22 protein-coding genes are annotated in these 23,211 nt (G+C 69.4%); 5 read left to right on the top strand and 17 right to left on the bottom strand.

Annotated features, from left to right (window positions below; genetic code table 11):
• Positions 1-10: 10 nt before the first annotated feature.
• The 10 genes from LTH96_RS04275 to LTH96_RS04230 all read right to left on the bottom strand — a co-directional run bounded on the left by LTH96_RS04275 (position 11) and on the right by LTH96_RS04230 (position 11,777).
• Entirely contained in the window at positions 11-2,095 is a 2,085-nt protein-coding gene (locus tag LTH96_RS04275) for a WYL domain-containing protein (protein WP_241464525.1), read from the bottom strand.
• Positions 2,096-2,104: 9 nt separating this feature from the next.
• Entirely contained in the window at positions 2,105-2,509 is a 405-nt protein-coding gene (locus tag LTH96_RS04270) for an FKBP-type peptidyl-prolyl cis-trans isomerase (protein WP_241464524.1), read from the bottom strand.
• A complete protein-coding gene (locus LTH96_RS04265) occupies positions 2,509-3,642 on the bottom strand; it encodes an FKBP-type peptidyl-prolyl cis-trans isomerase (protein ID WP_241464523.1) in 1,134 nt (377 codons plus the stop codon). Before LTH96_RS04265 ends, LTH96_RS04270 begins: the two co-directional genes overlap by 1 nt.
• A 78-nt stretch (positions 3,643-3,720) precedes the next feature.
• Positions 3,721-5,214 carry a Pup--protein ligase gene (pafA, locus tag LTH96_RS04260; protein ID WP_241464522.1) on the bottom strand — a complete coding sequence of 498 codons (1,494 nt, stop codon included), beginning with the start codon at positions 5,212-5,214 and terminating at the stop codon, positions 3,721-3,723.
• Positions 5,215-5,220: 6 nt separating this feature from the next.
• Entirely contained in the window at positions 5,221-5,421 is a 201-nt protein-coding gene (locus LTH96_RS04255; protein ID WP_241464521.1) for a ubiquitin-like protein Pup, read from the bottom strand.
• A 10-nt stretch (positions 5,422-5,431) separates the two neighbouring features.
• Positions 5,432-7,171, bottom strand: a complete 1,740-nt coding sequence (gene dop / locus LTH96_RS04250) for a depupylase/deamidase Dop (protein WP_241464520.1) — start codon at positions 7,169-7,171, stop codon at positions 5,432-5,434.
• A complete protein-coding gene (gene arc / locus LTH96_RS04245; RefSeq protein WP_241464519.1) occupies positions 7,168-9,045 on the bottom strand; it encodes a proteasome ATPase in 1,878 nt (625 codons plus the stop codon). Before arc ends, dop begins: the two co-directional genes overlap by 4 nt.
• Positions 9,038-10,042 (bottom strand): tRNA (adenine-N1)-methyltransferase, encoded by a 1,005-nt coding sequence (locus tag LTH96_RS04240; protein WP_241465074.1) that lies wholly within the window; start codon positions 10,040-10,042, stop codon positions 9,038-9,040. The genes arc and LTH96_RS04240 overlap by 8 nt, the downstream gene beginning before the upstream one ends.
• A gap of 230 nt (positions 10,043-10,272) precedes the next feature.
• Positions 10,273-11,031 (bottom strand): site-2 protease family protein, encoded by a 759-nt coding sequence (locus tag LTH96_RS04235; protein ID WP_241464518.1) that lies wholly within the window; start codon positions 11,029-11,031, stop codon positions 10,273-10,275.
• A complete protein-coding gene (locus LTH96_RS04230) occupies positions 11,028-11,777 on the bottom strand; it encodes an HAD family phosphatase (RefSeq protein WP_241464517.1) in 750 nt (249 codons plus the stop codon). The genes LTH96_RS04235 and LTH96_RS04230 overlap by 4 nt, the downstream gene beginning before the upstream one ends.
• Positions 11,778-11,829: 52 nt before the next feature.
• Between LTH96_RS04230 and LTH96_RS04225 the strand changes: the two genes are divergently transcribed.
• A complete protein-coding gene (locus LTH96_RS04225) occupies positions 11,830-12,813 on the top strand; it encodes a PAC2 family protein (protein WP_241464516.1) in 984 nt (327 codons plus the stop codon).
• A gap of 61 nt (positions 12,814-12,874) precedes the next feature.
• Here the strand turns inward: LTH96_RS04225 and mshC are convergent, their stop codons facing one another.
• The 3 genes from mshC to LTH96_RS04210 all read right to left on the bottom strand — a co-directional run bounded on the left by mshC (position 12,875) and on the right by LTH96_RS04210 (position 15,641).
• Positions 12,875-14,245: a cysteine--1-D-myo-inosityl 2-amino-2-deoxy-alpha-D-glucopyranoside ligase gene (mshC, locus tag LTH96_RS04220; protein WP_241464515.1), complete on the bottom strand. Its 1,371-nt coding sequence runs from the start codon at positions 14,243-14,245 to the stop codon at positions 12,875-12,877.
• Between the two features lie 104 nt (positions 14,246-14,349).
• The gene (locus LTH96_RS04215) at positions 14,350-15,177 is read right to left on the bottom strand and encodes an undecaprenyl-diphosphate phosphatase (RefSeq protein ID WP_241464514.1); all 828 of its coding nucleotides are present in this window, start codon (positions 15,175-15,177) and stop codon (positions 14,350-14,352) included.
• A gap of 146 nt (positions 15,178-15,323) precedes the next feature.
• Positions 15,324-15,641 (bottom strand): primosomal protein, encoded by a 318-nt coding sequence (locus LTH96_RS04210; protein WP_241464513.1) that lies wholly within the window; start codon positions 15,639-15,641, stop codon positions 15,324-15,326.
• Between the two features lie 143 nt (positions 15,642-15,784).
• Here LTH96_RS04210 and LTH96_RS04205 point away from each other — a divergent pair, with 143 nt between their 5' ends.
• A complete protein-coding gene (locus LTH96_RS04205; protein WP_241465073.1) occupies positions 15,785-16,003 on the top strand; it encodes a DUF5703 family protein in 219 nt (72 codons plus the stop codon).
• A gap of 90 nt (positions 16,004-16,093) precedes the next feature.
• Here LTH96_RS04205 and LTH96_RS04200 read toward each other — a convergent pair whose 3' ends face one another.
• The 4 genes from LTH96_RS04200 to LTH96_RS04185 all read right to left on the bottom strand — a co-directional run bounded on the left by LTH96_RS04200 (position 16,094) and on the right by LTH96_RS04185 (position 20,708).
• On the bottom strand, positions 16,094-17,254 hold the full coding sequence (locus tag LTH96_RS04200) for an acyl-CoA dehydrogenase family protein (RefSeq protein ID WP_241464512.1): 1,161 nt from the start codon (positions 17,252-17,254) through the stop codon (positions 16,094-16,096).
• A 95-nt stretch (positions 17,255-17,349) separates the two neighbouring features.
• On the bottom strand, positions 17,350-18,684 hold the full coding sequence (locus LTH96_RS04195; protein WP_241464511.1) for a M20/M25/M40 family metallo-hydrolase: 1,335 nt from the start codon (positions 18,682-18,684) through the stop codon (positions 17,350-17,352).
• Between the two features lie 499 nt (positions 18,685-19,183).
• On the bottom strand, positions 19,184-19,387 hold the full coding sequence (locus tag LTH96_RS04190) for a hypothetical protein (protein WP_241464510.1): 204 nt from the start codon (positions 19,385-19,387) through the stop codon (positions 19,184-19,186).
• Positions 19,388-19,478: 91 nt separating this feature from the next.
• On the bottom strand, positions 19,479-20,708 hold the full coding sequence (locus tag LTH96_RS04185; RefSeq protein WP_241464509.1) for an FtsW/RodA/SpoVE family cell cycle protein: 1,230 nt from the start codon (positions 20,706-20,708) through the stop codon (positions 19,479-19,481).
• A 300-nt stretch (positions 20,709-21,008) separates the two neighbouring features.
• Here LTH96_RS04185 and LTH96_RS04180 point away from each other — a divergent pair, with 300 nt between their 5' ends.
• The 3 genes from LTH96_RS04180 (at position 21,009) to LTH96_RS04170 (ending at position 23,206) form a co-directional block, all read left to right on the top strand.
• Positions 21,009-21,722: a hypothetical protein gene (locus LTH96_RS04180; protein ID WP_241464508.1), complete on the top strand. Its 714-nt coding sequence runs from the start codon at positions 21,009-21,011 to the stop codon at positions 21,720-21,722.
• An 81-nt stretch (positions 21,723-21,803) separates the two neighbouring features.
• Positions 21,804-22,397 carry a TetR/AcrR family transcriptional regulator gene (locus LTH96_RS04175; RefSeq protein WP_241464507.1) on the top strand — a complete coding sequence of 198 codons (594 nt, stop codon included), beginning with the start codon at positions 21,804-21,806 and terminating at the stop codon, positions 22,395-22,397.
• 32 nt (positions 22,398-22,429) lie between these two features.
• Positions 22,430-23,206: a maleylpyruvate isomerase family mycothiol-dependent enzyme gene (locus LTH96_RS04170; protein WP_241464506.1), complete on the top strand. Its 777-nt coding sequence runs from the start codon at positions 22,430-22,432 to the stop codon at positions 23,204-23,206.
• Positions 23,207-23,211 lie beyond the last annotated feature (5 nt).

The following is a 23,211-nucleotide window of genomic DNA, read 5'->3' as shown; positions in this document are numbered from 1 at the left end:
CGTACGCCAATCACTCAGACAGGACCGACAGCTCCTCGCGTGCCCGCATAGTCACCTTCTCGCGAATCTCGGCAGGGACCAGGACGGTGAGATCTCCCCCGAGCTGCAGGCAGAGCCTGATCAGAGCCTCGCGGCTCTGGAACCAGGTGCTGATGATCCGGACGCCGTCGGGCTGGATGCGCTGACGCTGCGGCGCATAGCGATCGGCCAGCGCGGCGGCGGCCGGGGAGAAGCGCAGGACGACGTCGAACGCTCCGCTGCCCTGCGGCGGTCGTGGCGGCTCCGCCGGGGACTGGGCGAGCAGACGTGCGGTCTCGCTGATCGGCTCCTCGGGCAGCGGGCGCTGCGCCCGGATGCGTGAGCCGAGGAAATTCCGTGGTCCCTGCGCCAGGCGGCACCAGGCCTGCAGATAGGTGCGGGGGCCGTCGATGTAGACGTGCGTCGGCTCGACCACCCGCTCGGTGATGGTCCCGGAGGCGTCCTCATAGCGCAGCTCGACGCAGCAGCCGCCCGTCACCGCGGCGCGCAGTTCGGCGGTGGATTCATTGCGCGCCTGGGCGCCGGCGGCCACCTTGGTCGCGGCCTCCTGCAGACCCGCGGGGAGCACGCGGGCGATCTTCCCGCGCAGAGACTCGGCCGCGGAGACCCAGCTCTCGGCGGAGGCGTCGGCCGCGGCCGTGGCGGCCGTGTCGTCAGTAGCCGTGTCGTCGGCGGTGACGTCAGCGGCCGTGTCGTCGACGGCGGAGTCCGCGGCGCTGATCATGGTGTTGAGCGCGATCAGCAGCGAGAGCGCGCCGGGCTTGGTCAGCGTCAGCGGGCGTGCCAGGACGTCGCCGGTGCGCGCGGAGGGCATCGCCAGGGTGATCGGCGCGTCGGTCACCAGGTAGTCCTGGGTGAAGGCGTCCAGGTTCAGCGGCGGCGCGGGGTGGATGTCGATGAACTCGCCGTACTGTCCGGGGCCGAAGCTGCCGGACTGCTGGATGGAGAGCAGGTCCTTGAGCAGCTGCTTGGGCGTGATCTGGTGTCGTGTCAGCAGCTCAGACGGACGCACCCCGTCGGCGCTGAGCAGATAGGCGGCCATGGCCAGCACACGCTCCACCTTGCGGTGGGCGGGATCGGCCCGGCGCGGCGCGGCGGCCGGCGCCAATCGGGGCGGCTTCGGGGCGGGGCCCTCATGGGCCTCGAGGGCTCCGCGCAGCAGCCGCGCCGGATCCTCTTCCCCGGCGAGTCCGTCCAGCGCGGCGCCGACGTCGGCCGCGTCGATGGCGGCGCGGTCCGGCTCGGTCAGCTGCGGTGCGGGGCGCAGCGGGCCGATGGGTCCGTGCACCCGGTCCAGCCGGAAGGTCCTGCGGGCGCCCCGGTCGAGATCATGCCCGATCAGGTACCAGTGGCCGCGGGCGGCGAAGTCCAGCAGCACCACCCGGCGCGGCTCGGGCTGCTGAGCGCCCCTGCCGGTGTAGTCGAAACCGATCGGCTGTCGCGGCTCGAGCGCGGCGAGCTCGGTGAGCCGTTCGAACTCCTCGTCGCTGCCCAGGTTGAAGCTCAGTGCGGTGGAGGCCTGCGCTGGTGCAGCCGCGGGCGACGACGAGCTGGGCGTCACGCTCGGCGAGGCGGACGACGGCGGGGGCTCGCCTGGTCCGGCAAGCGCCCAGCTGGCCTGCTCCAGCCAGGAGCGGGTGCGGCTGCCGGCCCAGAGCTGGGTGGCGCGGGAGAGCACCAGGGTCTCGGTCTCGCTCAGCGGCAGCGGCGGCAGGCCGTAGTCGGCCGGGTCGATCCGGTAGCGGTAGTCCTCGCGGTCCGCGGCGGGCTCTTCGATGGCGATGCCGCAGCTGCGCAGATGGTCCTTGTCGCGGCTGAAGAGCCGTTCCCAGGCGTCCTGAGACTGCTCCTCGGACTGGCTGCGGTAGTGCTCGACCCGGTCGCGGATCTCCGCCTTGGTCAGTCCGCCCTGACCGGCGTCGAGGATGCTCGCGGCCAGCGAGAAGGCGCGCGCCACGCCATAGTCGGCGTAGACGTCCTGCTCCTCCTCGGCCGCCCGGAGATCTTGCGCATCCGTCGCGGGCGGCGCCGTCTCGCCGTCGATCTTCTCAGTCACCGTGGCGGATCAGGAGGCCTTGCGGACGCTGACCAGGTCCACCACGAAGATCAGGGTCTCGTTCGGGCCGATGGCGGCTCCGGCGCCCTGCTCGCCGTAGGCCAGGTGCGGCGGGATCTCGAAGCGGCGCCGTGCGCCCTCCTTCATCCCGATCAGGCCCTGGTCCCAGCCCTGGATGACCTGGCCGATGCCGGCGGTGAAGTCGAGGGTCTCGCCACGGTTCCAGGAGGCGTCGAACTCCTCGCCGGTGGACCAGGAGACGCCCACGTAGTGGCAGGAGATGGAATCGCCGGGCTCCACGGGGTGTCCGCCGCCGGCGATGAGCTCCTCGATGACGAGGTCCTCGGGCGGGGTCTCTCCGGGGAAGTCGATCTCGGGGCGGGTGCGGTCATAGCTGCGCTGGCCGAAAGACATCAGTCGGTCTCCTCTTCGTTCTCTGCATCATTGTTCGCGTCATCATCGTTGCCTGCATCGTCGCTGCCGGCGTCGTCGCCTTCAGCGCCGTCGGCACCGCCCTGCTCGGCCTCCATCTGCTCGATCATCTCTTCGATGTCTTCCTCGGAGAGCTCGGGCTGGCCCCCCTCGGGAGCGGGTGCCGCCTGGGGTGCTTCGGCGGAGGCGATCAGGTCGACCACGAAGATCAGGGTCTCGCCGGCGAGCTCGTGCTCGGCGCCCTCTTCGGCGTCCTCGTCGCTCTCTCCGTAGCCGGACTCCGGCGGGATGACCAGCAGCACGCGGGAGCCGACCTGCTCGCCCTCGAGACCCTCGGCCCAGCCGGGGACCAGGCTGCTCAGCGGGAAGCCTGCCGGACCTGCGTCGGGCTCTTCGTCGTCCTGGGGCCAGTTCGAGTCGAAGAGCTCGCCGTCGGACCACTTCCAGCCGGAGTAGCGCACGACGACCTGGTCGTCGGCGGCCACCTCGTCGCCGTCGCCCTGGATGAGCACCTCGGTGCTGACCTCCTCGGGCTCCTCGCCGTCGTTGCCGCCGTTCAGCTCCGGGAGCACGCCTTCTTCGTTCTCGATCTCGGGCAGCTCGCCGTCCTGCTCCTGGACCTCGCCCTCGGCGAAGGCCGGGGACTGGCCCTCCACACGCAGCACCAGCAGCGTGGCCTGGGCGCCGGTCTCGGCGTTGGCCGGTTCGAAGAGCGCGATCTCAGAGCCGACGGTGAGGTCGGTGTCGGTGAGCGAGTCGTAGATGAACTCGCTCTGCTCCTGCATCTGCGGCAGGTAGATCATCGAGGGGCTGCCCTCGCTGAAGCTCTCCTCCTGGATCTCTCCGGAGCTGGGGTCGGCCACAGCATGGGAGACCTCCAGGATCTGCTCCTCGTCGAGGTCTTCGCCGTCGCCGCGGTCGAGCACCCGGGAGGCTTCCTCCTCGAGCTCCAGCGGGCTGCGCAGGATGACCTCGGGGGTGCCTTCATCGGTGAAATGCAGGTCCACGCCGGAGAGTGCGTCGGTGTCACCCAGACCGTCGTCGGAGCAAGACGTGAGCAGCAGGACTGCCGGGATGGACAGAGCCACGCTGGTGCGGCGGAACGAAGAATGCACGGTGTTTCCTTCAGCTTGAACGGCGACCTGACAAGGTCTGGGCCTGCCCAGCACTGTACAGGCCGGACACCTGGTTCGTCAGATCAGCGGAGGCTCAGCAAGCTCCTGGGGATGCCCCAGCTTGTAGCGCTCGCTCAGGGCCAGCGGGACCTCCTGGGCGCGGCGCTGATCGAGGGTCTGCTCGCTCAATGTCGCGACCCGTTCACCGAGCCGACCGAGCAGGGTGTCCAGCCGGGGATCCTCTGCGCTGAGCGGGTCTTTGAGCATCAGCGCGTCCAGCGGGCGGTCCACCAGCTTGTGGTGCACCCAGTCCACGGTGTGTTCGGCGCCCATGGCCCGGGCGGTGGAGAGGAAGCGTCCGCGCAGCGCGGCGCGAGTGGTGGCCGGGGGGTCCACGATGGCGCGCTGGATCCGCTCCGGCTGAAGCTGGGTGCTGGCTCGCCCGTGGGCGGCGAGCAGGTTGAACACCCCGCGCGTGGGGTGGACGTCGTGATAGGCCATGTCGAGCTGTTCCAGCTTCGGGTGGCCCATCGGGAGGCTGCCGCGTTCGGCGACGTCGGTGAGCAGCCGCTTCTTGATCGCCCAGTCGATGTCGCGCTCGATCGGCGCGTGCTGACCGCTGGCCACCGCCTGCAGGGTGCGTTCCCAGAGTTCGAAGATCTGCTCGACCCGCTCGTGATGGGCGCCGTTCTCCCGGACGAAGCGCCGCGCCCGGTCCAGCAGCCGGGCCTGGATGTCCACCGCGGTCTGCTCGCCTCCGTTGCGGATCTTCACGGCGGCCTGACCGGTGATGTCGTGGCTGATGTGCCGGATCGCGCTGATCGGGTTCTCCAGCTCGAAGTCCCCCACCGGGACCCCGGACTCGACCATGCGCAGCACCAGGTCGGTGGCGCCGTAGCGGAGCAGGCTGGTGGTCTCGGACATGTTGGAGTCGCCCACGATCACGTGCAGCCGGCGGTGCACGGCGGCGTCGGAGTGCGGCTCGTCGCGGGTGTTGATGATCGGCCGGGACCGGGTGGTGGCCGAGGAGATGCCCTCCCACATGTGGTCTGCGCGCTGGGAGAACGCGTAATGGGGGTCGCTCTCGTCGGTGGCCGGAACCAGCCGTCCGGCGCCGACCATGATCTGCCGGGTGACCAGGAAGGGCAGCAGGATGGTGGAGAGCCGACGGAAGTGAGTGGTGCGCGGGATCAGGTAGTTCTCGTGGCTGCCATAGGAGTTGCCCTGGGAGTCCACGTTGTTCTTCAGCAGGTAGACGCTGCCGTCGAAGCCGTCCTGGGCCATCGCCGCTTCGGCGCGCTGGGCCAGGTCATGCATGATCAGCTCGCCGGCGCGGTCGGAGGCGATCAGATCCAGCAGGTCATCACATTCGGCGGTGGCATATTCCGGGTGTGAGCCGACGTCGAGGTAGAGCCGGGAGGCGTTGGGGATGAAGACGTTGGAGCTTCTCCCCCAGCGCAGCACCGGGCGGAAGAGGTAGCGGGCCACCTCGTCCGGGGGCAGGCCGCGGTGGGTGCCGCCGGCGTGGGTGATGCCGAACTCGGTCTCGACCCCGATGACGCGCCGATCCATGGAGGCCTACTCGCCGCCCTTCTGCACGAAGCCCTTGACGAACTCCTCGGCGTTGGACTCCAGCACCGAATCGATCTCGTCGAGCAGGCTGTCGAGCTCGCCTGCGCGTTTCTGCGCCTGCGCGTTGGCGCCGGCCGTGGCTGCGGCCTCGGGCGCCGCGCCGTCGTCGTTGCCGCCCTGCGGGCGCTTCTGCGGTTGTGTGGACATGGTGTCTCCTTTATTGACCCAGCAGCCGCTGGAGTCCAGTGATGAGGTCCTCCGGGGTCGCCGCGCTGACAAGTGTATTCTCCGCCGCCGCGCGGGTCCCGGCATAGGGGTCCGGCAGTCCCAGGCGCACCACCGGGGAGACGTCATCAGCGCGCAGCAGGATCTGGTCCCAGCTGGCGCCGACGACGACGTCGGCGTGGTCGCTCACCAGCTGGCCGCGCAGCCAGGCGCGGGTCTCCTCGGGCGGGTGCTCTGAGGCCCAGGCGATCTGGTGGTCGGTGAAGAGACGGCGCATCCGGCCGGCGCGGGCCAGCTTGTAATAGAGGCCCTTCTCCGGGCGCAGATCGGCATACTGCAGATCCACCATGCCCAGCAGCGGGGCGTCCCAGGCCAGGCCATCGCGGCGGCGGTAGGACTCCAGCAGGGTCAGCTTCGCTATCCAGTCCACCCGGTCCGCGGCGGCGTAGAGATCGGTGCCCAGGTCCTGCAGCAGCTCTTCCCAGGCCTCGAGCACCTCGGCGGTCTCGGTGTCCGGGACCGTGTGGGTGCCAGGCGGCGGGGTCTTCTCCCGCTCCCAGTCCAGAGCGGCCTGCAGGTAGAGCTGCTGGATCTGCACCGCGGTCAGCTCCCCGCGGGAGGTCGGCACCGTGGCGGTGAGGCTGGGGTCATGGGAGATCGTCTTCAGCGCGGCCACCGGGTCGGTGAGCGTCAGCTCCGGGGCTCGGCCGGATTCGATCAGGTCCAGCACCAGCGCGGTGCTGCCCACCCGCATCCAGGCGGAGTACTCGCTCATGTTCGCGTCGCCGATGATCACATGGAGCCGGCGGAACCGGTCGTGATCGGCGTGGGGCTCGTCGCGGGTGTTGATGATCGGGCGGCGGACCGTGGTCTCGAGTCCGACCTGCTCCTCGAAGAAGTCGGCACGCTGGGAGATCTGATAGCCGGCCTGAGCGCTGGTCTGTCCGATCCCCACCCGCCCGGCGCCGCAGAGGACCTGCCGGGTCGCGAAGAACGGCAGCAGCCCTGCCACGAGGGCGTCGAAGTCCACGCTGCGCGGCACCAGGTAGTTCTCGTGGGCGCCGTAGGACACGGACTTGTTGTCGGTGTTGTTCTTATACAGCAGCACCTGCGGGGCGTGCTGCTCCTGGCTCAGCCGGCGGGCGGCGGCGAGCGCCACCCGGTCTCCGGCCACGTCGTAGAGCACCGCCCGGCGGGCGCCGATGGCCTCGGGTGAGGAGTATTCGGGGTGGGCGTGGTCCACGTAGAACCGGGCCCCGTTGCCCAGGACCAGGTTCATCAGCAGCTTCGGGGCGCCCTCATCGGCCTGGAAGAACTCGCCTCGCCAGTGCGGTGAGCCGGGGGCGTGGAAGGACCCGGCGAGGTCGGCCGGGCTGGGGTCTCCTCCACTGACGTTGCCCAGCGCATCGCGCACCGGGCCCTGGCCCGCTTCCTGCTCGGTGGCGTGGGTGAGCGCGTCGTCGTGGCTGGCATGGGCCAGCGCCTCCCCGGTGTCGGTGAGCTGGGAGGGGTGCGCGGCGGAGCGCGGGAGCACCCAGCCGCGGGCGTCGACCAGCGGGGATTCGGACTGGTAGTCCCATTCGGTGCCGGCCACCGCACCGCCGGACTCGGTGATGTGGGCGGCGTAGGCGTTGACCAGTTCGATGGACAGCGCGATGTGGCTGGCGCGCGGGTTGGCCGGGGCGTGGATCCCGTATTCGGTCTCCATCCCGATCAGCCGGCGCACGGTCATCCCTGCACCTCGGGGGCTCCGGTGTGTGCGGCGGCTGCCGCCTCGCCGGGCCGTTCGATCCGGACCACCGGGGAGGTCGAGGCGCCGACCACCCGAGCCCAGGCCTGCGGATCTGCGGTGTTGACCAGGTCCTCCTGGTCGCGCAGCTCCTCCTCGGCGGCGGCGAGCAGATGTTCCAGGGTGAGGCCCTTCTGCGCCGGGTCGGTGCCGGCGCGCAGGAAGTCCTTGATCGCGGCCTTCTTCGCCCGGTCCACGATGTTGCTGAGCACCGCCCCGGACATGAAGTCCGCCGCCTGGAACGCGGTATGGGTGCCGTCCGCGTGGATCAGGCGCAGCCGGGCCTTGGGCGTCCCGGGGAACAGCCGGTCCAGCAGCGCGTCGACCAGGCCGGCGACGGCGGCGCCGCGGTCACCGTGGGCGGCGAGCAGGTCGGCGTGCAGCGGGACTGCTCCGCCGAGGTGGATGCCCAGGATCTCTCCGGCGCCCTCCCGGCCGGGGCGCTGGACCCGGATCTTCACGTCGAGGCGTCCGGGGCGCAGGATGGCCGGGTCGATCATGTCTTCGCGGTTGGAGGCGCCGATGACGATGACGTTCTCCAACGATTCCACCCCGTCGATCTCGGCGAGGAGCTGCGGGACGATGGTGGTCTCCACGTCGGAGGAGACCCCTGAGCCGCGGGTGCGGAAGAGCGCCTCCATCTCATCGAAGAACACCACCACCGGCTGCCCGGCGGAGGCCCGTTCGCGGGCCCGGGCGAAGATCACCCGGATGTGCCGCTCGGTCTCGCCCACGTACTTGTTCAGCAGCTCGGGGCCCTTGATGTTGAGGAAGAACGCGCCCCTGCTCGGACCGGGGCTGGGCTGGCCGGGGCTGGGCTGGCCGGGGCTGGGCTGGCCGGCGTCGTCGGCTGCCGCCTGTCCGGTCTCGGCCAGCGAGCTGGCCACGGCCTTGGCGATCATGGTCTTGCCGCAGCCGGGAGGCCCGTAGAGCAGGATCCCCTTCGGTGCGCGCAGCCCGTGCTCCTGATAGAGGTCGGCGTGCAGGAATGGCAGCTCCACGGCGTCGCGGATCGCTTCGATCTGCTCGGAGAGGCCGCCGATGTCGGAGTAGGAGACGTCCGGTGACTCTTCGAGCACCACGTCTTCGACCTCGGAGAGCGGCACGATCTCGGTGGCGGTGCCGGTGCGCAGGTCCACCATCACGGCGTCGCCGACCCGGGCGCCGTGCAGGCCTTCGCGCTGGGCCTGGGCGGTGGCGGCCTCGGTGAGGGTGACCACCCGCTCGTCCTCGCCGCGGGAGATGATCACCAGCCGCGCATCGGGCAGCACCTCTTTGACCCTCGCGAGCTCTCCGGTGCGCTCGGCGCCGAGGATCGCCACGATGGTGAAGTTCTCGTTCAGCAGCACCTCGTCGCCGGCCTGCAGCTGGTCCGGGCTGATCAGCGGGGACAGGCTGACCCGGAGCTTGCGTCCGGCCTGCAGGATGTCGACCCCGGCCACCGTGGCGGCCTGGATCTCGCGGCCCTCGGCCTGGGGGTGTTCGGGGCGGTAGCCGATGACCGTGCCGAAGGTGAACGGCGCCTGACCGTCGGCCTGCAGCGCGTTGCGCAGCTGGGAGATCTCGTTGCGGGTGGTCTCCAGCAGGTCGGTCATCCGCTGGTTGTTCCGCCCGGCGCTCTGCAGCTGCGCCTCGAGCTGCTTGGAGCGGCTGCGCAGCGTGTCCAGCTGGCGGTGCGCCTGGGCGAGCCGCTCCTGCTGCAGCTGCGCCTCACGGGTCTGCGCCGGGGCCTGCGCGGGCTCCGGGTCAGGGGTCCGTGCCGGGTGGCGCTCGGTGCTGTGCTCGGTGTTTCGCTCGTTGCCTGTCTGCTCACTCACGGGTGAACACCTCCTTGGCCTGGGCGGCGATCTTCTGTGAATAGGCCGCAGCCTTGCGGGCCTTCTTCCCGGAGACGGTCCGGGTCTTCAGGCTGGCCTCGTCCCAGACGACGTCGGGGTCGTTGGCCGGCCAGGCGGCGTGGTCCTCCTCGCTGACCACGGAGACCTTCTCGCGCTTCTTCAGCTGGAGCGGGGTCTGGTCGTCGGCGAGCCGACGGGCCGAGAGCAGGAAGCCGGTGTGGGCGACCATCCGGTGATCGGGGCGCACGGCGAGGCCGTCGAGGTGCCAGGTGCGCAGCATGGTCTCGTGCGCCTCGGGCTCGGTGAAGCCTTCTGAGGAGCGGATCTCTTCGGCCAGCCGGGACAGCTGGGTCACCGAGGCGACGTAGCTGACCCAGACGCCGCCGGGCGCCAGCACGGTCTTCACCGCGTCCAGGCACTCCCAGGGGGCGAGCATGTCCAGCACCACCCGGTCCACGCTTCCGGGCTCCTCCACGGTGAGGACCTCCTCCTGCATGTCGCCGAGGTAGACCTCCCAGCCGGGGTGGGATTCGCCGAAGAACGCCTCGACGTTGCCCACGGCGATGTCCTTGAAGTCCTCGCGCCGCTCGAACGAGTGCAGCACCCCGCTCTCCCCCACCGCGCGCAGCAGCGAGATGGACAGGGCGCCGGAGCCCACGCCGGCCTCGACCACGCGGGCGCCGGGGAAGATGTCGGCGACCTGGACGATCTGGGCGGAGTCCTTGGGGTAGACCACGGTGGCGCCGCGCGGCATCGAGAGCACGAAGTCGTTGAGCAGCGGGCGCAGCACCTGGTACTCGTGGCCGGCGTCGTTGGCCACCAGGATGCCTTCGCTGGCGCCGATGAGCAGATCGTGGCGCAGCACGCCCTGGTGGGTGTGCCATTCCCCGCCGGGCTGCAGCGTGATGGTGCTGGGCCGGCCCTTGCGGTCGGTGAGCTGCACGCGCTGGCCCGCGCGCAGCGGACCCGAGCGCATATGGGCCCCGATGGGACCGGAGGGGGTCGTCGCCGGGGACTCGCCGGAGGTGCTCGTGGTCACTGAATCTCGCTCTCTGAGGTGCTGCGGCTCCGCCGACCATGATCCGGTCCGGGCGGACGTATCGTCTGCGTTCAGCCTATCCCTGTCACGGCCTGGCCATCAGCCCGGAGCGATCCTCCGTCGGACCCGGAGGCAGCAGTCGTGGTCGGCGCCAGCGGAGCTGAAGCTCAGCGCGGCCGTTTCAGCCGCGCATTGGCCACCCGCACGTTCTCCGAGGCGCCCTGCCAGATGAAGAAGCTGACCATCACCGCCACCACGACGACGACCAGGCTCACCTCGCGCACCCCGGTGATCACCACGACGGCCAGTCCGACAAGCAGCGCGACGACGACGAGGCGCCCGGCCCATCCGGCGGCGCGCATGCCGCGGTCCTGATCTCCGGTGGCGGCCCAGACCGCGGACTCCACGATCCGTCCGCCGTCCAGCGGCAGCCCGGGGAGCAGGTTGAAGATCCCGACGAAGAAGTTCACCAGCACGGTGACCTGGACCAGCATGGCGGTGACCCCGGTGAGCTCGAGCGCGCCGGAGAGGTAGAAGCCGAGTCCGGCGATGACCAGGTTGGCGGCGGGGCCGGCCAGGGAGACCGCGAGAGACTTCGACGGTGTGGCGCGGTGGGCCAGGAACTCGGTGTGTCCGCCCCAGAGGTTGAGCTCGATCTCGGTGGCGGGCCAGCCGAAGGAGCGCGCGGCCAGCGCGTGGGCGAGCTCATGGGCCAGCACCGAGAACATCAGCAGCACCGCGTAGCCCAGCGCCACCAGGTAGGCCAGGACGCCCAGCTCAGGGAAGATCCGCTGCACCTGGGGTCCGAAGAGCACCACGATGACGGCGCTGACCAGGAACCAGGAGGCGCGGAACCGCACCGGGATGCCGGCGATCCGCACCAGGGTCGTCGCCTTCTTGCGCCGTCTGCCGGGGCTTGCGGTCATCGGGCCAGGAGCCGTTCGAGGTCTGCCGCGCTCACGCCCGCCAGCCCGTCAAGGGTCTGCCAGCGCGCATCCGCGGGGATCGGGGTGTAGTGCGGGACCGCGATGGTGACCAGTCCGGAGTCAGAGGCGGCGGTGACCCCGGGGACCGAGTCCTCGATCGCGATGCAGCGGCTCATCTGCAGCGGCTCCCCGCTGCGCTGTCCGTGGTCGCCGGACATCCTGGTGAACGCCTGCTGATAGGCCTCCGGATCCGGCTTGCCGCGACTGACCATGTCCCCGCTGACGATGAACTCCAGCTGCCCCGCCGGAAGCGCGGCGACGATCGCCTCGGCCAGCGGCTTCTCGCTCATCGTGACCAGGGCGCAGCGCACTCCGGCGGCGCTGAGTTCCGCGAGCAGCTCGCGGGCTCCGGGACGCCAGGGCATCTCGGCGACGGCGCGCTCCGCGACCCGGGTGATGAGGTGGTCGATGATCTCGCGCACCGTCATGTCCACCCCGGCCTCGCGCAGCATCAGGGCGCTGTAGCTCAGCGCCTGCCCGACCAGCCCGTGCGCCTGTTCCTGGGACCAGGTGCCGCCGTGGGCCTCGACCAGGGCGCGCTGCTCCCAGATCCAATACGGCTCGGTGTCCACCAGCGTGCCGTCCATGTCCCAGAACACGGCCTGAAGCTCCCCGGAGAGCGCCTCAGGGGCGGCGGAAGCACCGGAGGTCTGGTGCTGAACAGTGGCAGAAGAGGTCGAAGGCATGGGCTCAATCGTACGCTTCCCGTGGGGTCACCAGGGGGATAGTGTGAGAAGCGTGAGCGACGAGACAGCGCCTCAGGACTCCTCCCCCGAGGACTCCGGCGAACCCCAGGCGGCCGGAGAATCCGCGCTGCCCGAAGGCTTCGCACAGCGCTTCGCCGAGCACCTGCGCGCCAACCAGACCGCCGCGGTCACCGGCGAAGGTCAAGCTCCCCGCTCGCGGCCCACCGTGATGGTGATGGCCTTCGAGGGGTGGAACGACGCCGGCGCGGCCGCCTCCTCCGCGGTGCGCGCGGTGGGACAGGCCTGCGGCGCCGAACTGGTCGGCAAGGTCGACGACGAGGGGTACTACGACTACCAGTTCTCCCGGCCCAAGGTGCGCAGCTCCGGGGGGCACCGGGAGATCATCTGGCCCTCCACCAAGATCTACCGGGCCAGACCGGCCCGGGCGGCGGTGGATCTGCTGCTGGTCCACGGCGTGGAGCCGAGCTTCCGCTGGCAGGCCTTCACCGCAGATCTGCTGACCCGCGCCGCGGAGAACGACGTCTCCGGGATCATCCTGGTCGGCGCGCTGCTGGCCGATGTGCCGCACACCCGCCCGATCCCGGCCTCGCTCTCCAGCGAGGACGTCGCGCTGCAGGAGATCCTGGACATCGATGAACCCACCTATGAGGGTCCCACCGGGATCGTCGGGGTGCTCGCGCACACGGCGGCTCAGGCCGGGCTTCCCGCCGTCTCGCTATGGGCGGCGATTCCGCACTATGTGGGTCAGGCGCCCTCACCGAAGGCGCAGCTGGCGATCATGCGGGAGCTCGAGGATCTGCTCGGGCTGACCCTCGATGAGAGCGAGGTCGTCGAGGATGCCGAGGCCTGGGAGCGCGGGGTCGATGATCTGGCCGAGGAGGACGCCGAGATCGCTGACTACGTCAAGCGTCTTGAAGAGGCCACCGACACCACGAATCTGCCTGAGGCCAGCGGCGAGGCCATCGCGCAGGAGTTCGAACGCTACCTGCGCCGACGCAAGCGCCCCGAGGGCTGATCGCGTCAGACGCTTCAGCCGGCGGTCTCTGCCGACGCCTACCGGCTTGGCCGGCGTGTCGTCAGCCGGCGGTCTTGGCCTTGGTGGCATGCCCGCTGTGCGCGGGAGTCGCTTCCTGGAGCTCGATGCCCAGCAGCGCCTTGACCACCGCGATGACCCGCGCCCGGCTGGTGCGGCCGGCGAGCTGGCCGGTGGCCCACATGTCGACGGTGTCCAGGGCCGCCGGAGCGTTGAGGTTCTGTGAGAGGGCCGAGTGCAGCGCGTGCTGCAGGTCCTCGGGCACGGCGCCGGCGGTGCCGAGCTCGCCGTAGCCGTCGGTCTCCGGAGCCGCGTCCAGCGCGGCGTTCCAGCGCTCCCAGCGCTGCGCCGCGGCGTCGAGCAGGTCGGGCGTGTAGTTCCACTCCGCGCGGTAGTGGTGGCTGAGCAGCAGCGTGCGGATCACCTGCGGGTCGACCCCTTCGGCGCGCATCCGGGAGGAGAGCACCAGGTTGCCCTTGGACTTCGACATCTTCTCTCCGTCGAGGCCGACCATCCCGGCGTGCAGGTAGGTCTGGGCCAGCGCCACGCCGTCGGCGGCGGTGGCGTGGGCGGCGCTGAACTCGTGGTGCGGGAAGCGCAGGTCGGAGCCGCCGCCCTGGACCATGAACGGCGCGGGCAGGTGGCGGCGGGCGATCACCGAGCATTCGATGTGCCAGCCGGGGCGGCCCTGGCCGAGGCTCTGACCGTCCCAGTGCGGCTCGGAATTGCGGCGCGCACGCCACAGCAGCGGATCCAGCGGGTCGCGCTTGCCGACCCGTTCGGGGTCTCCGCCGCGCTGCGGGAAGAGCTCTTCCATCTCGGCGCGGTCGTAGTGGCCGATGCTGCCCAGCGTCCACGGGGTGGTGGCCTGGGCCGCCGTGGTGTCGAAGTAGATGTCGAAGGATTCCGGCTCACCGGGAGTCACGCCGTCGGCCAGCTCCTCCAGCGGCACCGGCACCGGGTAGCCCATGCCGAGCTCGACCAGCTGGGCCACGTCGTGGGCGACCACCGGGATGGTCTCCACCGCGCCCAGATAGGTGTCGGGGGCGATCACGCCCAGGGCGGCCATGTCCTCACGGAAGAGCTCGGTCTGCTCCTTGGCGAGTTCGAACCAGTCCACGCCGGTGGCGGTGGCGCGCTCCAGCAGCGGGTCGTCGATGTCGGTGACGTTCTGCACATAGTTCACGCGCAGTCCGGCGGCGCGCCAATAGCGCACCAGCAGGTCGAACTGGACGTAGGTGTTCGCGTGGCCCAGGTGCGTGGCGTCATAGGGGGTGATGCCGCAGACGTAAAGGGACCCCACGCCGTCGGTGGACTCCACCGGGACCAGAGCGTCCGCCGAGGTGTCGTGCAGCTGCAGGGTCTCCGGCAGCGCAGGCAGGGTGGGCACGTCCGGGGAGGTCCACGATTTCACGCAGAGGTCCTTTCACCAGTGGGGCAGCCCGGCAGGTGATCGGCAGCGTTGAGCCGCCGCGGAACCCGCTGCCGGGAAGAGAGTCGTTATTGACTGAACGCCGATCAGGCGTTGATGATTCCGAGGCCCAGCATGACGTACACGAACAGGCCCAGCAGAATCCGGTAGTTCACGAACAAGGTGTAGGAGTTCGTGGAGACGTATTTGAGGAACCAGCCGATGATCAGATAGGCCACGAAGAACCCGACGACCGTCGCGACCATGGTCTGGCCCATCGTGTAGGGGCCGGTCTGCTCCCCCAGCGAGCCGAAGAGCTTGTAGAACCCGGAGCCGAAGACCGCCGGGATGGCCAGCAGGAAGGAATACCGGGCGGCGGCCTCACGGGTGTAGCCCATCAGCAGACCCGCGGTGATCGTGCCGCCGGAGCGGGAGACCCCGGGGATCAGCGCCATGGCCTGGGCGAAGCCGAAGATGATACCGTCCCGGATGCTGAGCTGATCCAGCGGTTTGCGCTGCTTGCCGTAGGCGTCGGCGAAGGCCAGGAGCACGCCGAAGATCACCAGCATCGTCGCAGTGAGCCAGAGCGTGCGGAAGACCGATTCGATCATGTCCTCGAGGAGCAGCCCGAGCACGACGATCGGGACGGTGCCCACGATGATGAGCCAGCCCATCCGCACATCGGCGTCGGAATGGGGCAGCTTGCCCATCAGGGCGGCGAACCAGGCCTTCACGATCCGCACGATGTCACGCCAGAAATAGACCAGCACCGCGAACTCGGTGCCGAGCTGGGTGATCGCGGTGAACGCCGCGCCGGGGTCAGCGGCGCCAGGCAGGAACTCCCCCACGATCCGCAGGTGCGCGGAGGATGAGATGGGGAGGAACTCGGTGAGGCCCTGCACCAGGCCAAGAATGATTGCTTCTATCCACTGCACAGGCCGAGCTTAGAGCATCGGAGTCTGCTTGCCGGTGACCGACCACAGTGGCGAAGATCACGCGGGGCTGTGAACCCGCTGAAAGACCTCTGGAGATGCTCTGGGAGAGGACGGGGGGTGCTGGGTCTGCTGGAGTCGCTGAGCGCCTAGCGCTCCTCGTCCTCCTCGTAGACCTCTGCCTCGCCGTCGTCGTCCTCATCGTCGTCTTCTTCTTCTTCGAGCTCGTCGTCGCTGTCATCGTCGCCGTCATCGTCGCTGTCGTCCTCGTCGTAGAGGTCCAGCGGGGTGACCTCGCCGCTGGCGGCGAAGAGCGCGTCTTCGTAGGCTTCGAAGGCGTCGGAGATCTCGTAGAACGCGGACTCCACTGCCGGATCCTCATTCCCACGGCGGTTCAGCGAGGCGGAGAGGTGCTCTTCGAGAGCGTTCGTCAGCGCGTTGAGTGCCACGCGAGGATCCATAGTCATATGCTCACCGTACCAACGAGACACCACTTCGGTAAGTCCTGGTTGAGACCTCGGATCGAGACTCTGTCCGACGTAGGCTGAAGCTCCTCCACGAAAGTGACGGTGAACCTCTGATGACCCAGCAGAACTGGTGGTCCCAGCCCATGGCCGAGCTCTACACCACGACCGACGACGCCGGCCCCACCTGGGAATACATGGTCATCACCTGCCAGCCGCAGGAGTCGCTGAAAGAGGTTCGCCGCCGGGTCACCGACCACGCGGAGTACGGCAAATGGGAGCTGCGCCGCTCCATGATCTATACCGGCGGAATGCGTCGATACTGGCTGCGCCGCCGGGTGATGCGGGTCCAGCGCACGCTGTAGGGCAGGCAGGTGGTGACGCGGCCCGGAGGTCGGCTCAGCGCAGGACGGTCTCCGCGGGCCGGTCAGCACAGGCCTGCCAGAGGGGGCGGCTCAGAGCGGGCCGAGGGTGTAGTTCGCCAGCGTCCGGTGCGCCGATTCGTCGTCGGAGGGGTGGTGGATCCCGGCGAGCACGTCGCGGTAGAGCCGGCTGAGCTCGGACTCGCGGTGGTACTGCGCTCCCCCGCTGACTCCCAGGACCAGGTCCAGCACCTTCCGCGCGGTCCGCGTGGCGCTGGTGCGCAGCGCCGCCAGCCGGGGCGACCAGGAGGCGCCGTGCTCGGCTCCGGCTTCGATCTCCGCGGCGAGTCCGCGCAGCTGAGAATCCAGGGACAGCTGGGCCAGCTGAGCCTCGGCCAGCTTGTACCGGGCGTCGGGGTCCCGGTCCATGGTCTCCCCGCTGAGCAGCGAGCGGCGCTGGGCCACCAGCTCCGCGCCCAGGGTCAGCGCGCGGTCCCCGATCCCGGTGTAGACCGCGGCGAGCAGGGTCAGGAACGAGGAGAAGATCGCGAAGACCAGCGGGTCCGGGTTCGGTCCCACCGGGAGCCGTCGCACGATCCGCTCCGCCGGGATCCTGGCCCCTTCCAGGGCGGTGGCGTGGGACTGGGTGGCGCGCATCCCGAGGGTGTCCCAGTTCTCGATGGTGCGCCAGCCCGGGGCCTCGCGCTCGAGGAACCCGAAGATCAGCGGGGTCTCCCCCTCCTGCCCGGTGGCGGCGGTGTCCTTGCCGAAGAGGCCCAGCCGGGTCCAGACCGGGGACAAGGTGGTGAAGATCTTGGTGCCGGTGAAGCTGACCGCGCCGTCGTCGTCAAGGACTGCCTGGGTCGTGGAGTCGAAGAGCACCGCGTCGTTGCCGGCCTCGGAGATGCCGAAGGCGAAGATCTCCCCGGCTGCGGCCTCCTTCAGCACCTGCTCGAAGGCGTCGTGCCCGCCGGCGACCATGCTGCGCGCCACGGACACCCAGATGTGGTGCATGTTCACCGCGAGCGCCGTGGCCGGTGCGGCGGCCGCGAGCCGACGCTGCGCGGCGACGAGGGTCGGCAGGTCCCAGTCGAGCCCGCCCATCTGCGCCGGGACCATGGCCCGCAGGTACCCGGCCTCGGTGAGCTCGGCGAGGTCCTCGTGGCAGAACTCGTTGCGGGCGTCGTATCCGGGGGCGCGGGCGGCGATGCGCGCCAGCAGCTCCGGGCTCAGCACGGTGGTGACGGGGTCCATGGTGCGCTCCTGCGGTGGGGGCTCGGGTGTTGCTTGGAAGGTGATGTGCCGGCGCGCAGCTCAGGGCCGTCCGCCGGGGTCGTCTGCTGCGGTACTTACTGGACGGCGAGGAAGCGGTGCAGCACGCGGACGCCGAAGGTCAGCGCCTCGGTGGGGACCCGTTCGTCCACGCCGTGGAACATGCCGGTGAAGTCCAAGTCGGCGGGGAGCTGCAGCGGGGCGAAGCCATAGCCGGAGATCCCCAGCGAGGCCAGGTGCTTGTTGTCGGTGCCGCCGCCGAGCATGTAGGGCAGCACCACGGCCTCGGGGTCCTCGGCCTTCAGCGAAGCGACCATCTGTTCGACCAGCAGCCCGGAGAAGGGGACCTCCAGCGAAGGCCCGCCGTTGAGCAGCTCGAAGCTGACCTTCTCCCCGGCCAGCTCCTTGAGCTTCGCGGCGACCTGGTCGTCCTGCTCCGGGAGGGTGCGCGCGTCGACCAGCGCGGAGGCGGAGCCGGGGACCACGTTGTGCTTGTAGCCGCCCTCGAGCAGAGTCGGATTGGAGGTGTTGCGCAGCGTGGCGGCGATGAACTTCGAGGCGCTGCCGGTGGCCTCGAGCAGCTTCGAGGGGTCCTTCTCGTCGAACGGGATCCCGGTGAGCTCGGAGAGCTGCTCCATCAGTGCCCGGGTGGTCTTGGTGTAGTCCAGCGGCCATTCGTATTCGCCGATGGCGGCCACGGCCGCGCCGAGCCGGACCACGGCGTTGTCGCTGTGGACGGCCGAGCCGTGCCCGGCGGTGCCGGAGGCGGTCATCTTGGTCCAGTGCAGCCCCTTCTCCCCGGTCTGGATCAGGTAGGCGCGCTGGCCGGCGACGTCGGTGGAGAACCCGCCGACCTCGCTGATGGCCTCGGTGGCCCCGTCGAAGACCTCGGGGTGGTGCTCGACCATCCATTTCGCGCCGAACCTGCCGTTGTCCTCCTCATCGGCGAAGAAGGCGAAGATCAGGTCGCGCTGGGGCTGGTGGCCCTCGCGGTGCATCCGCAGCATCGCGGCGAGGATCATCGCGTTCATGTCCTTCATGTCCACGGCGCCGCGGCCCCAGATCATCCCGTCACGGATCTCCGCGGCGAAGGGGTCGACCTGCCAGTCCTCCGCCTGGGCGGGGACGACGTCGAGGTGCCCGTGCACCACCAGCGCGCCGGGCTCCGGGTCGGCGCCCTTCATCCGGGCCACCACCGAGGTGCGCCCCGGAGCGGATTCGTAGATCTCCGGCACCAGCCCGGCCTGACGCATCACCGCGGCGCAGTATTCTGCGGCCTCACGCTCCCCGTTGGACCTGCCCTCGCCCCAGTTGGAGGTGTCGAAGCGGATCAGGTCGCGGCAGAAGTCGATGACCTCGGTCTCGGCTGCTGCGGCGGGATCTGCGGGATTCGTGCCGGGGGCGATGCTCACAGGGCGTCTCCTGGGGTTGGGATTCTTCTCCCATCAGCCTATCGAGTTTGACTTGCCCAGGCCCTGTTCAGCTCGCGTGTGCTGGGCGGGGTGGGGGCTCGGCTATGCTCCGAAGATGATCATCAGAACAGTCCTCATGTGGCTCGGCCGCAAAGTCTTCCGCACCGTGCGCAGCCGTTCAGGCCGCAACCCCGGCAACCCCGGCGCAGGCACCGCCCCGCGCTGACACTTCTCTTCCGTCCCCGTTGAGGGGCGAACCTTCCCGTTGAGGGGCGGATTCTCCGACCAGTTGGGCCCGAAATGGCCCGATGTAGTCGGAGAATCCGCCCCTCAGTGCGTGGTGGTGGGTGTTCTTCTGCTCCATCAGCGCGATCTGCCAAACTTCTGGATCGCCGCAGGCCCGGACCCTCTACATGGGCCTGGGCGAAGAGCATTCCTTTGACGCACGCTTCGCTGAGCTAGGTGCGACCCCCGTTGAGGGGCGGAATCTCCGGGTAGTTCACCCCAAGATCCGGGCCTTGGGCTGCTCTGTTCTGACACCCTCGTCATCATCATGGCCAAGTCCCGCGGCGAACTCGGTCAGCTGCTGGGCCGCGAGGCGGAGATACCGGTTGATCGCTGCCTGCTCCTGGGCGGTGAAGTGGGCCGGCAGCTCATCGAGGGAGTCGAAGAGCGGCTTGAGCTCGGTCAGGATGCGGTCCACCCAGGCCAAGCGGCCCACGACGCGGCAGCGGCGAATCACTGAGGCGGCACGCCTGGCCGCGCTGGGCCAGCGGGCGAACCGACGGCGCCCCTCACCGCGCGGAACGGAGTGCGGACTGCCGGTCGAGGTGTTGGCCTCGCGCGAAGTTCAGAAGCACCCCGACGCCGAGCAGGACGCAGGTCAGCGCGGAACCACCGGCAGAGATGAAGGGCAGCGGCACCCCCACCACGGGAAGCAGACCGGTGACCATGCCGATGTTGAGGAACGCCTGACCGGCGATCCATACAGCCACGCCGGTGCCGATGAGGCGGATGAACCTGTCTTGGGATGCGGCGACCACCCGGAGGATTCCCAGCAACAGCACCGCGAAGAGTCCCAGCACCACCGCTGCGCCCAGCAGGCCGAGCTCCTCGCCGAGGATGCTGAAGATGAAGTCATGCTCTGCCTCCGGGAGGGAAGACCGGTGCCGGGACTCCCCCAGCCCGACGCCCCAGAAGCCCCCTGAGGTGAGTGCAGAGAAGCCTTGTTCCCACTGCCGGCAGGGCCCGAGCGGATGATCACAGTTCAGGCGCAGCCAGGCAGAGACCCGCATCATCCGGTAAGGCGTGGTCCACATCAGCAGGACCACCGCAGCCAGGGCGGCCCCCGCCGTGATGAGGAGGTATCGCTTGGCGATGCCAGCGCTGAACAGCAGGGCACCGACGATCAAGATGATGATCAGACTTGTGCCGAGATCGCCGCCCATCCAGACCAGTGTGAGCACCACGAGCGCCCCCGGCATCACGATCGGGACCAGCCAGTCAAGGAGCCTCCGGTCGCCGCTGGCTCTGCGGGTGAGAACCGTGGAGCCCCAGACCACCAGCGCGAGCTTCGCCACCTCGGAGGGCTGACCCGTGATGGGGCCGAGCCGGATCCAATTGGTGCTCCCGCCTGCTTCGACACCCAGCGGCGTGACGACCATCAGCACCAGCAGCACACAGGACAGCGCCATGAGCGCCCAGCCGAGAGCCCCCAGGAGCTGCACTCTGACCCGGGAGACCAGCATCATCCCCAGCAGCCCGACCGCCGCCCACTCTGCCTGACCCCGGAATACGCCGGTGCTGCCCTCGGCGTCGCCGAAAGCGTTGATCGCGGTGGTGGAGAAGACCATGGTGAGCCCGATAGCGGTCAGCGCCAGGGTGGAGCCGAGGATCAGTGCGTAGTTGATGCGCGGGGTTCCTGCTGCGATCACCGACGACGAGCCGTGCTGCTCCTCCGCGGACCGGACATCAGACGGTTCTCGCCGAGGCGTCGAGGGGGCGTCCTCGGCATGGTGCTTCATCGGCTGCTCCGTCTCTGAACACGTGGCGAAGTCGGCGAGATGAACGGTCTGAAGTCTGTTGCCGAGACATGCACCGCGACCGGGGAATCCGGCGCGGGTGGAGGCCCCTGCCGGAGACCGTATGACGCTAGCACACGGGCTTTTTCCAGGAGGAACCAGGTGCGCTCAAGGAGATGACGCAGCGCGTCGGCCAGGCTTGCCAGGCGACACGCCAGGATCGCAAGGTTTCCCCGCTCGGCTCGGCCAAGATGATTGCTCATTGTTATTCACTTCAGAATCAGCGATATGTATGGTGTGAACATGCCTGACAGACGCTGGATTCCGGTATTCTCGACCGTCGGAGCGGCCCTGCTGCTCTCCTCCTGCGCGGCCGATGTTCCCGCCGAGAATGATCCTGCCGACGATGTCGCTGCGGCTGAGGAGCCGGCGTCGAGTTCCAGTGAGACCGCAGAGGCTGCGGCAGACACCAGCGACGAAGACGCCCCCGCCGAGTCAGATGCCGCCGGACCGGGCACCGCGGATGCCGCTGAGGGTGACGCTGAGCAGCACCCCGGAGGCCAGCAGCTCATCGGCGGGCCCGATGGCGTGGAGTTCTTCTACATCTCTCCGGAGGAGGACGACGGCAGCGAGGTCTTCCATCTGCACTGCAACGACGACGAGGCACTGGCCGCGAAAGCCGCGCACAACGACGGCGCCCAGCCGGCAGGTTGGCCGCAAGACTGGGACGGCAGCGGAGCGATGCCGGACCCGCTGTGCCACCCGGACTACCTGCAGATCGATGAGTGGGAACACCTGGAGTCCCACTTCGCCTGCTGGGAAGGCATCGAGACCTCGACGCTCGTGCGGGGCGGACAGTCCCAGGAAGAGGTCGACCAGAACCTGTGGCAGCAGTCCCAGGCCCGCGCCGACTGGGAGCCGAATCCCCCCGGGGGCACCTGCGCGGAGCAGTGGGCACAGCACGACGGCGGTGACCCGGAGGACTACGCCGACCGAGGCAACGCCAACGACGGCTGAGCGGCGCCCCCTGCGTTGAGGGGCGGGGATGAGGACCCGAACCCTGGACAGGCCATACGCGCCGGTGCTTGAATCCTAACTATGTTAGGTGGAACTACGCGTGATAGGCAGGCCGAACGGCGTGAGGCCACGCAGCTCGAAATCCTCGACGCGGCCTGGTCCATGGCGCGTGAGGCGGGGCTCGCGGAGATCACCCTGCGCGGGGTGGCCGAGCGGGTCGGCATGCGCGCGCCGTCGCTCTATACGCACTTCGGATCCAAACACGCGATCTACGACGCCATGTTCGGGCAGGCCTGGGCCGAATGTCTCACGCAGTTCGAGTCCCTGCGGGACCAGGTCCCGGAGGACGCGCGCGAGGCGCTCCGGTTCATCGCGCGGAGCTTCTTCGACTTCGCCGTCAGCGACCTTCCCCGACATCAATTGATGAATCTGCGGACGATCCCGGGCTTCACCCCGAGCGCGCACAACTACGCCCCTGCCGTCGCGACCCTGGACCTCGCTCGCGAGATCTTCATTCGTCACGGCATCACGGCACAAGAGGACCTCGACCTGTTCACCGCGCTGGTAGGGGGCCTGGTGGATTCTCAACACGCCAACGATCCCGGCGGAGACCGCTGGGCTCGACTGCTCGACCGTGCCATCGACATGCTGGCCGACGACCTCGGCCTGCCCTGACTCCAGAACCACCCACTGCCTAAGGAGCAGTCATGAGCACCAAGCAGCAAGAGTTGACCCGGGAGGCCCGCCTCCCCCAGCTGGACCGCGCCCTCGCGACCCAGCTCGCCGCCACCGAATACGCGCGCGTCGCCGATCTCTTGGACCAGCTCACCCCTGAACAGTGGGCCGCCCAGACCGACTGCCCCGAGTGGGATGTGCGCGCGATGGCCGGGCACATGCTGGGGATGGTCCAGATGGCGGCCTCGGTGCCCGAGATGATCCGCCAGCAGGCGACGGCCGCCCTGCGCGCACGGCGCCGCGGCGGCCTGCAGATCGACGCGCTCACCGCGCTCCAAGTCGAGAAGAACGCAGCGCTCACCGCCGAGGAGGTCGCCCGTCAGTACCGGAGGCTGAGCCCACAGGCTCTCCGCAACCGGCGCCGCTCACCGACGTTCCTGCGAAACCAGACCATGGAGGAGGAGACCGACGGGCGATGGACCTTCGGCTACCTGTTCGACGTGATCCTGACCCGCGACCCGTTCATGCACCGGATCGACATCACCCGGGCCACGGGCATGGAGATGCTCGCCACGGCCGACCATGAGGGCGTCATCGTCGACGACGCCGTCCACGAGTGGGCCCTGCGCCACGGGCGGCCCGTCGTCCTCGAGCTCAGCGGACCCGCCGGCGGGCACTGGACATTCGGCGACGGCGGGAACGCCGGCGGGGGCGGAGAGCACTTCGCCATGGACCCGTTTGAGTTCTGCCGCGTCACCAGCGGTCGCGCACCGGCGGCCGGGCTGCTCGCCACCCAGGTGCCCTTCTGAAGGAG

This window comes from Nesterenkonia sp. LB17 (assembly GCF_022565915.1).
In the GTDB taxonomy this organism is placed as follows: Bacteria; Actinomycetota; Actinomycetes; order Actinomycetales; family Micrococcaceae; genus Nesterenkonia.
Note: the sequence above shows the minus strand (reverse complement) of the source record. Positions and strands in the feature narration are given on the sequence as shown.

Excerpts from the sequence above, each read along its gene's own strand:
- LTH96_RS04210 (WP_241464513.1), bottom strand. The coding sequence starts at position 15,641 with ATGACTATGGATCCTCGCGTGGCACTCAACGCGCTGACGAACGCTCTC.
- LTH96_RS04255 (WP_241464521.1), bottom strand. The coding sequence starts at position 5,421 with ATGTCCACACAACCGCAGAAGCGCCCGCAGGGCGGCAACGACGACGGC.
- LTH96_RS04230 (WP_241464517.1), bottom strand. The coding sequence starts at position 11,777 with ATGCCTTCGACCTCTTCTGCCACTGTTCAGCACCAGACCTCCGGTGCT.
- LTH96_RS04200 (WP_241464512.1), bottom strand. The coding sequence starts at position 17,254 with ATGGACCCCGTCACCACCGTGCTGAGCCCGGAGCTGCTGGCGCGCATC.
- LTH96_RS04170 (WP_241464506.1), top strand. The coding sequence starts at position 22,430 with ATGAGCACCAAGCAGCAAGAGTTGACCCGGGAGGCCCGCCTCCCCCAG.
- dop (WP_241464520.1), bottom strand. The coding sequence starts at position 7,171 with ATGACCGTGCGCCGGCTGATCGGGATGGAGACCGAATACGGGATCCAC.
- LTH96_RS04270 (WP_241464524.1), bottom strand. The coding sequence starts at position 2,509 with ATGTCTTTCGGCCAGCGCAGCTATGACCGCACCCGCCCCGAGATCGAC.
- pafA (WP_241464522.1), bottom strand. The coding sequence starts at position 5,214 with ATGGATCGGCGCGTCATCGGGGTCGAGACCGAGTTCGGCATCACCCAC.
- LTH96_RS04205 (WP_241465073.1), top strand. The coding sequence starts at position 15,785 with ATGGCCGAGCTCTACACCACGACCGACGACGCCGGCCCCACCTGGGAA.
- LTH96_RS04240 (WP_241465074.1), bottom strand. The coding sequence starts at position 10,042 with ATGCGCTCGGGTCCGCTGCGCGCGGGCCAGCGCGTGCAGCTCACCGAC.
- LTH96_RS04175 (WP_241464507.1), top strand. The coding sequence starts at position 21,804 with ATGTTAGGTGGAACTACGCGTGATAGGCAGGCCGAACGGCGTGAGGCC.
- LTH96_RS04235 (WP_241464518.1), bottom strand. The coding sequence starts at position 11,031 with ATGACCGCAAGCCCCGGCAGACGGCGCAAGAAGGCGACGACCCTGGTG.
- LTH96_RS04180 (WP_241464508.1), top strand. The coding sequence starts at position 21,009 with ATGCCTGACAGACGCTGGATTCCGGTATTCTCGACCGTCGGAGCGGCC.
- LTH96_RS04185 (WP_241464509.1), bottom strand. The coding sequence starts at position 20,708 with ATGAAGCACCATGCCGAGGACGCCCCCTCGACGCCTCGGCGAGAACCG.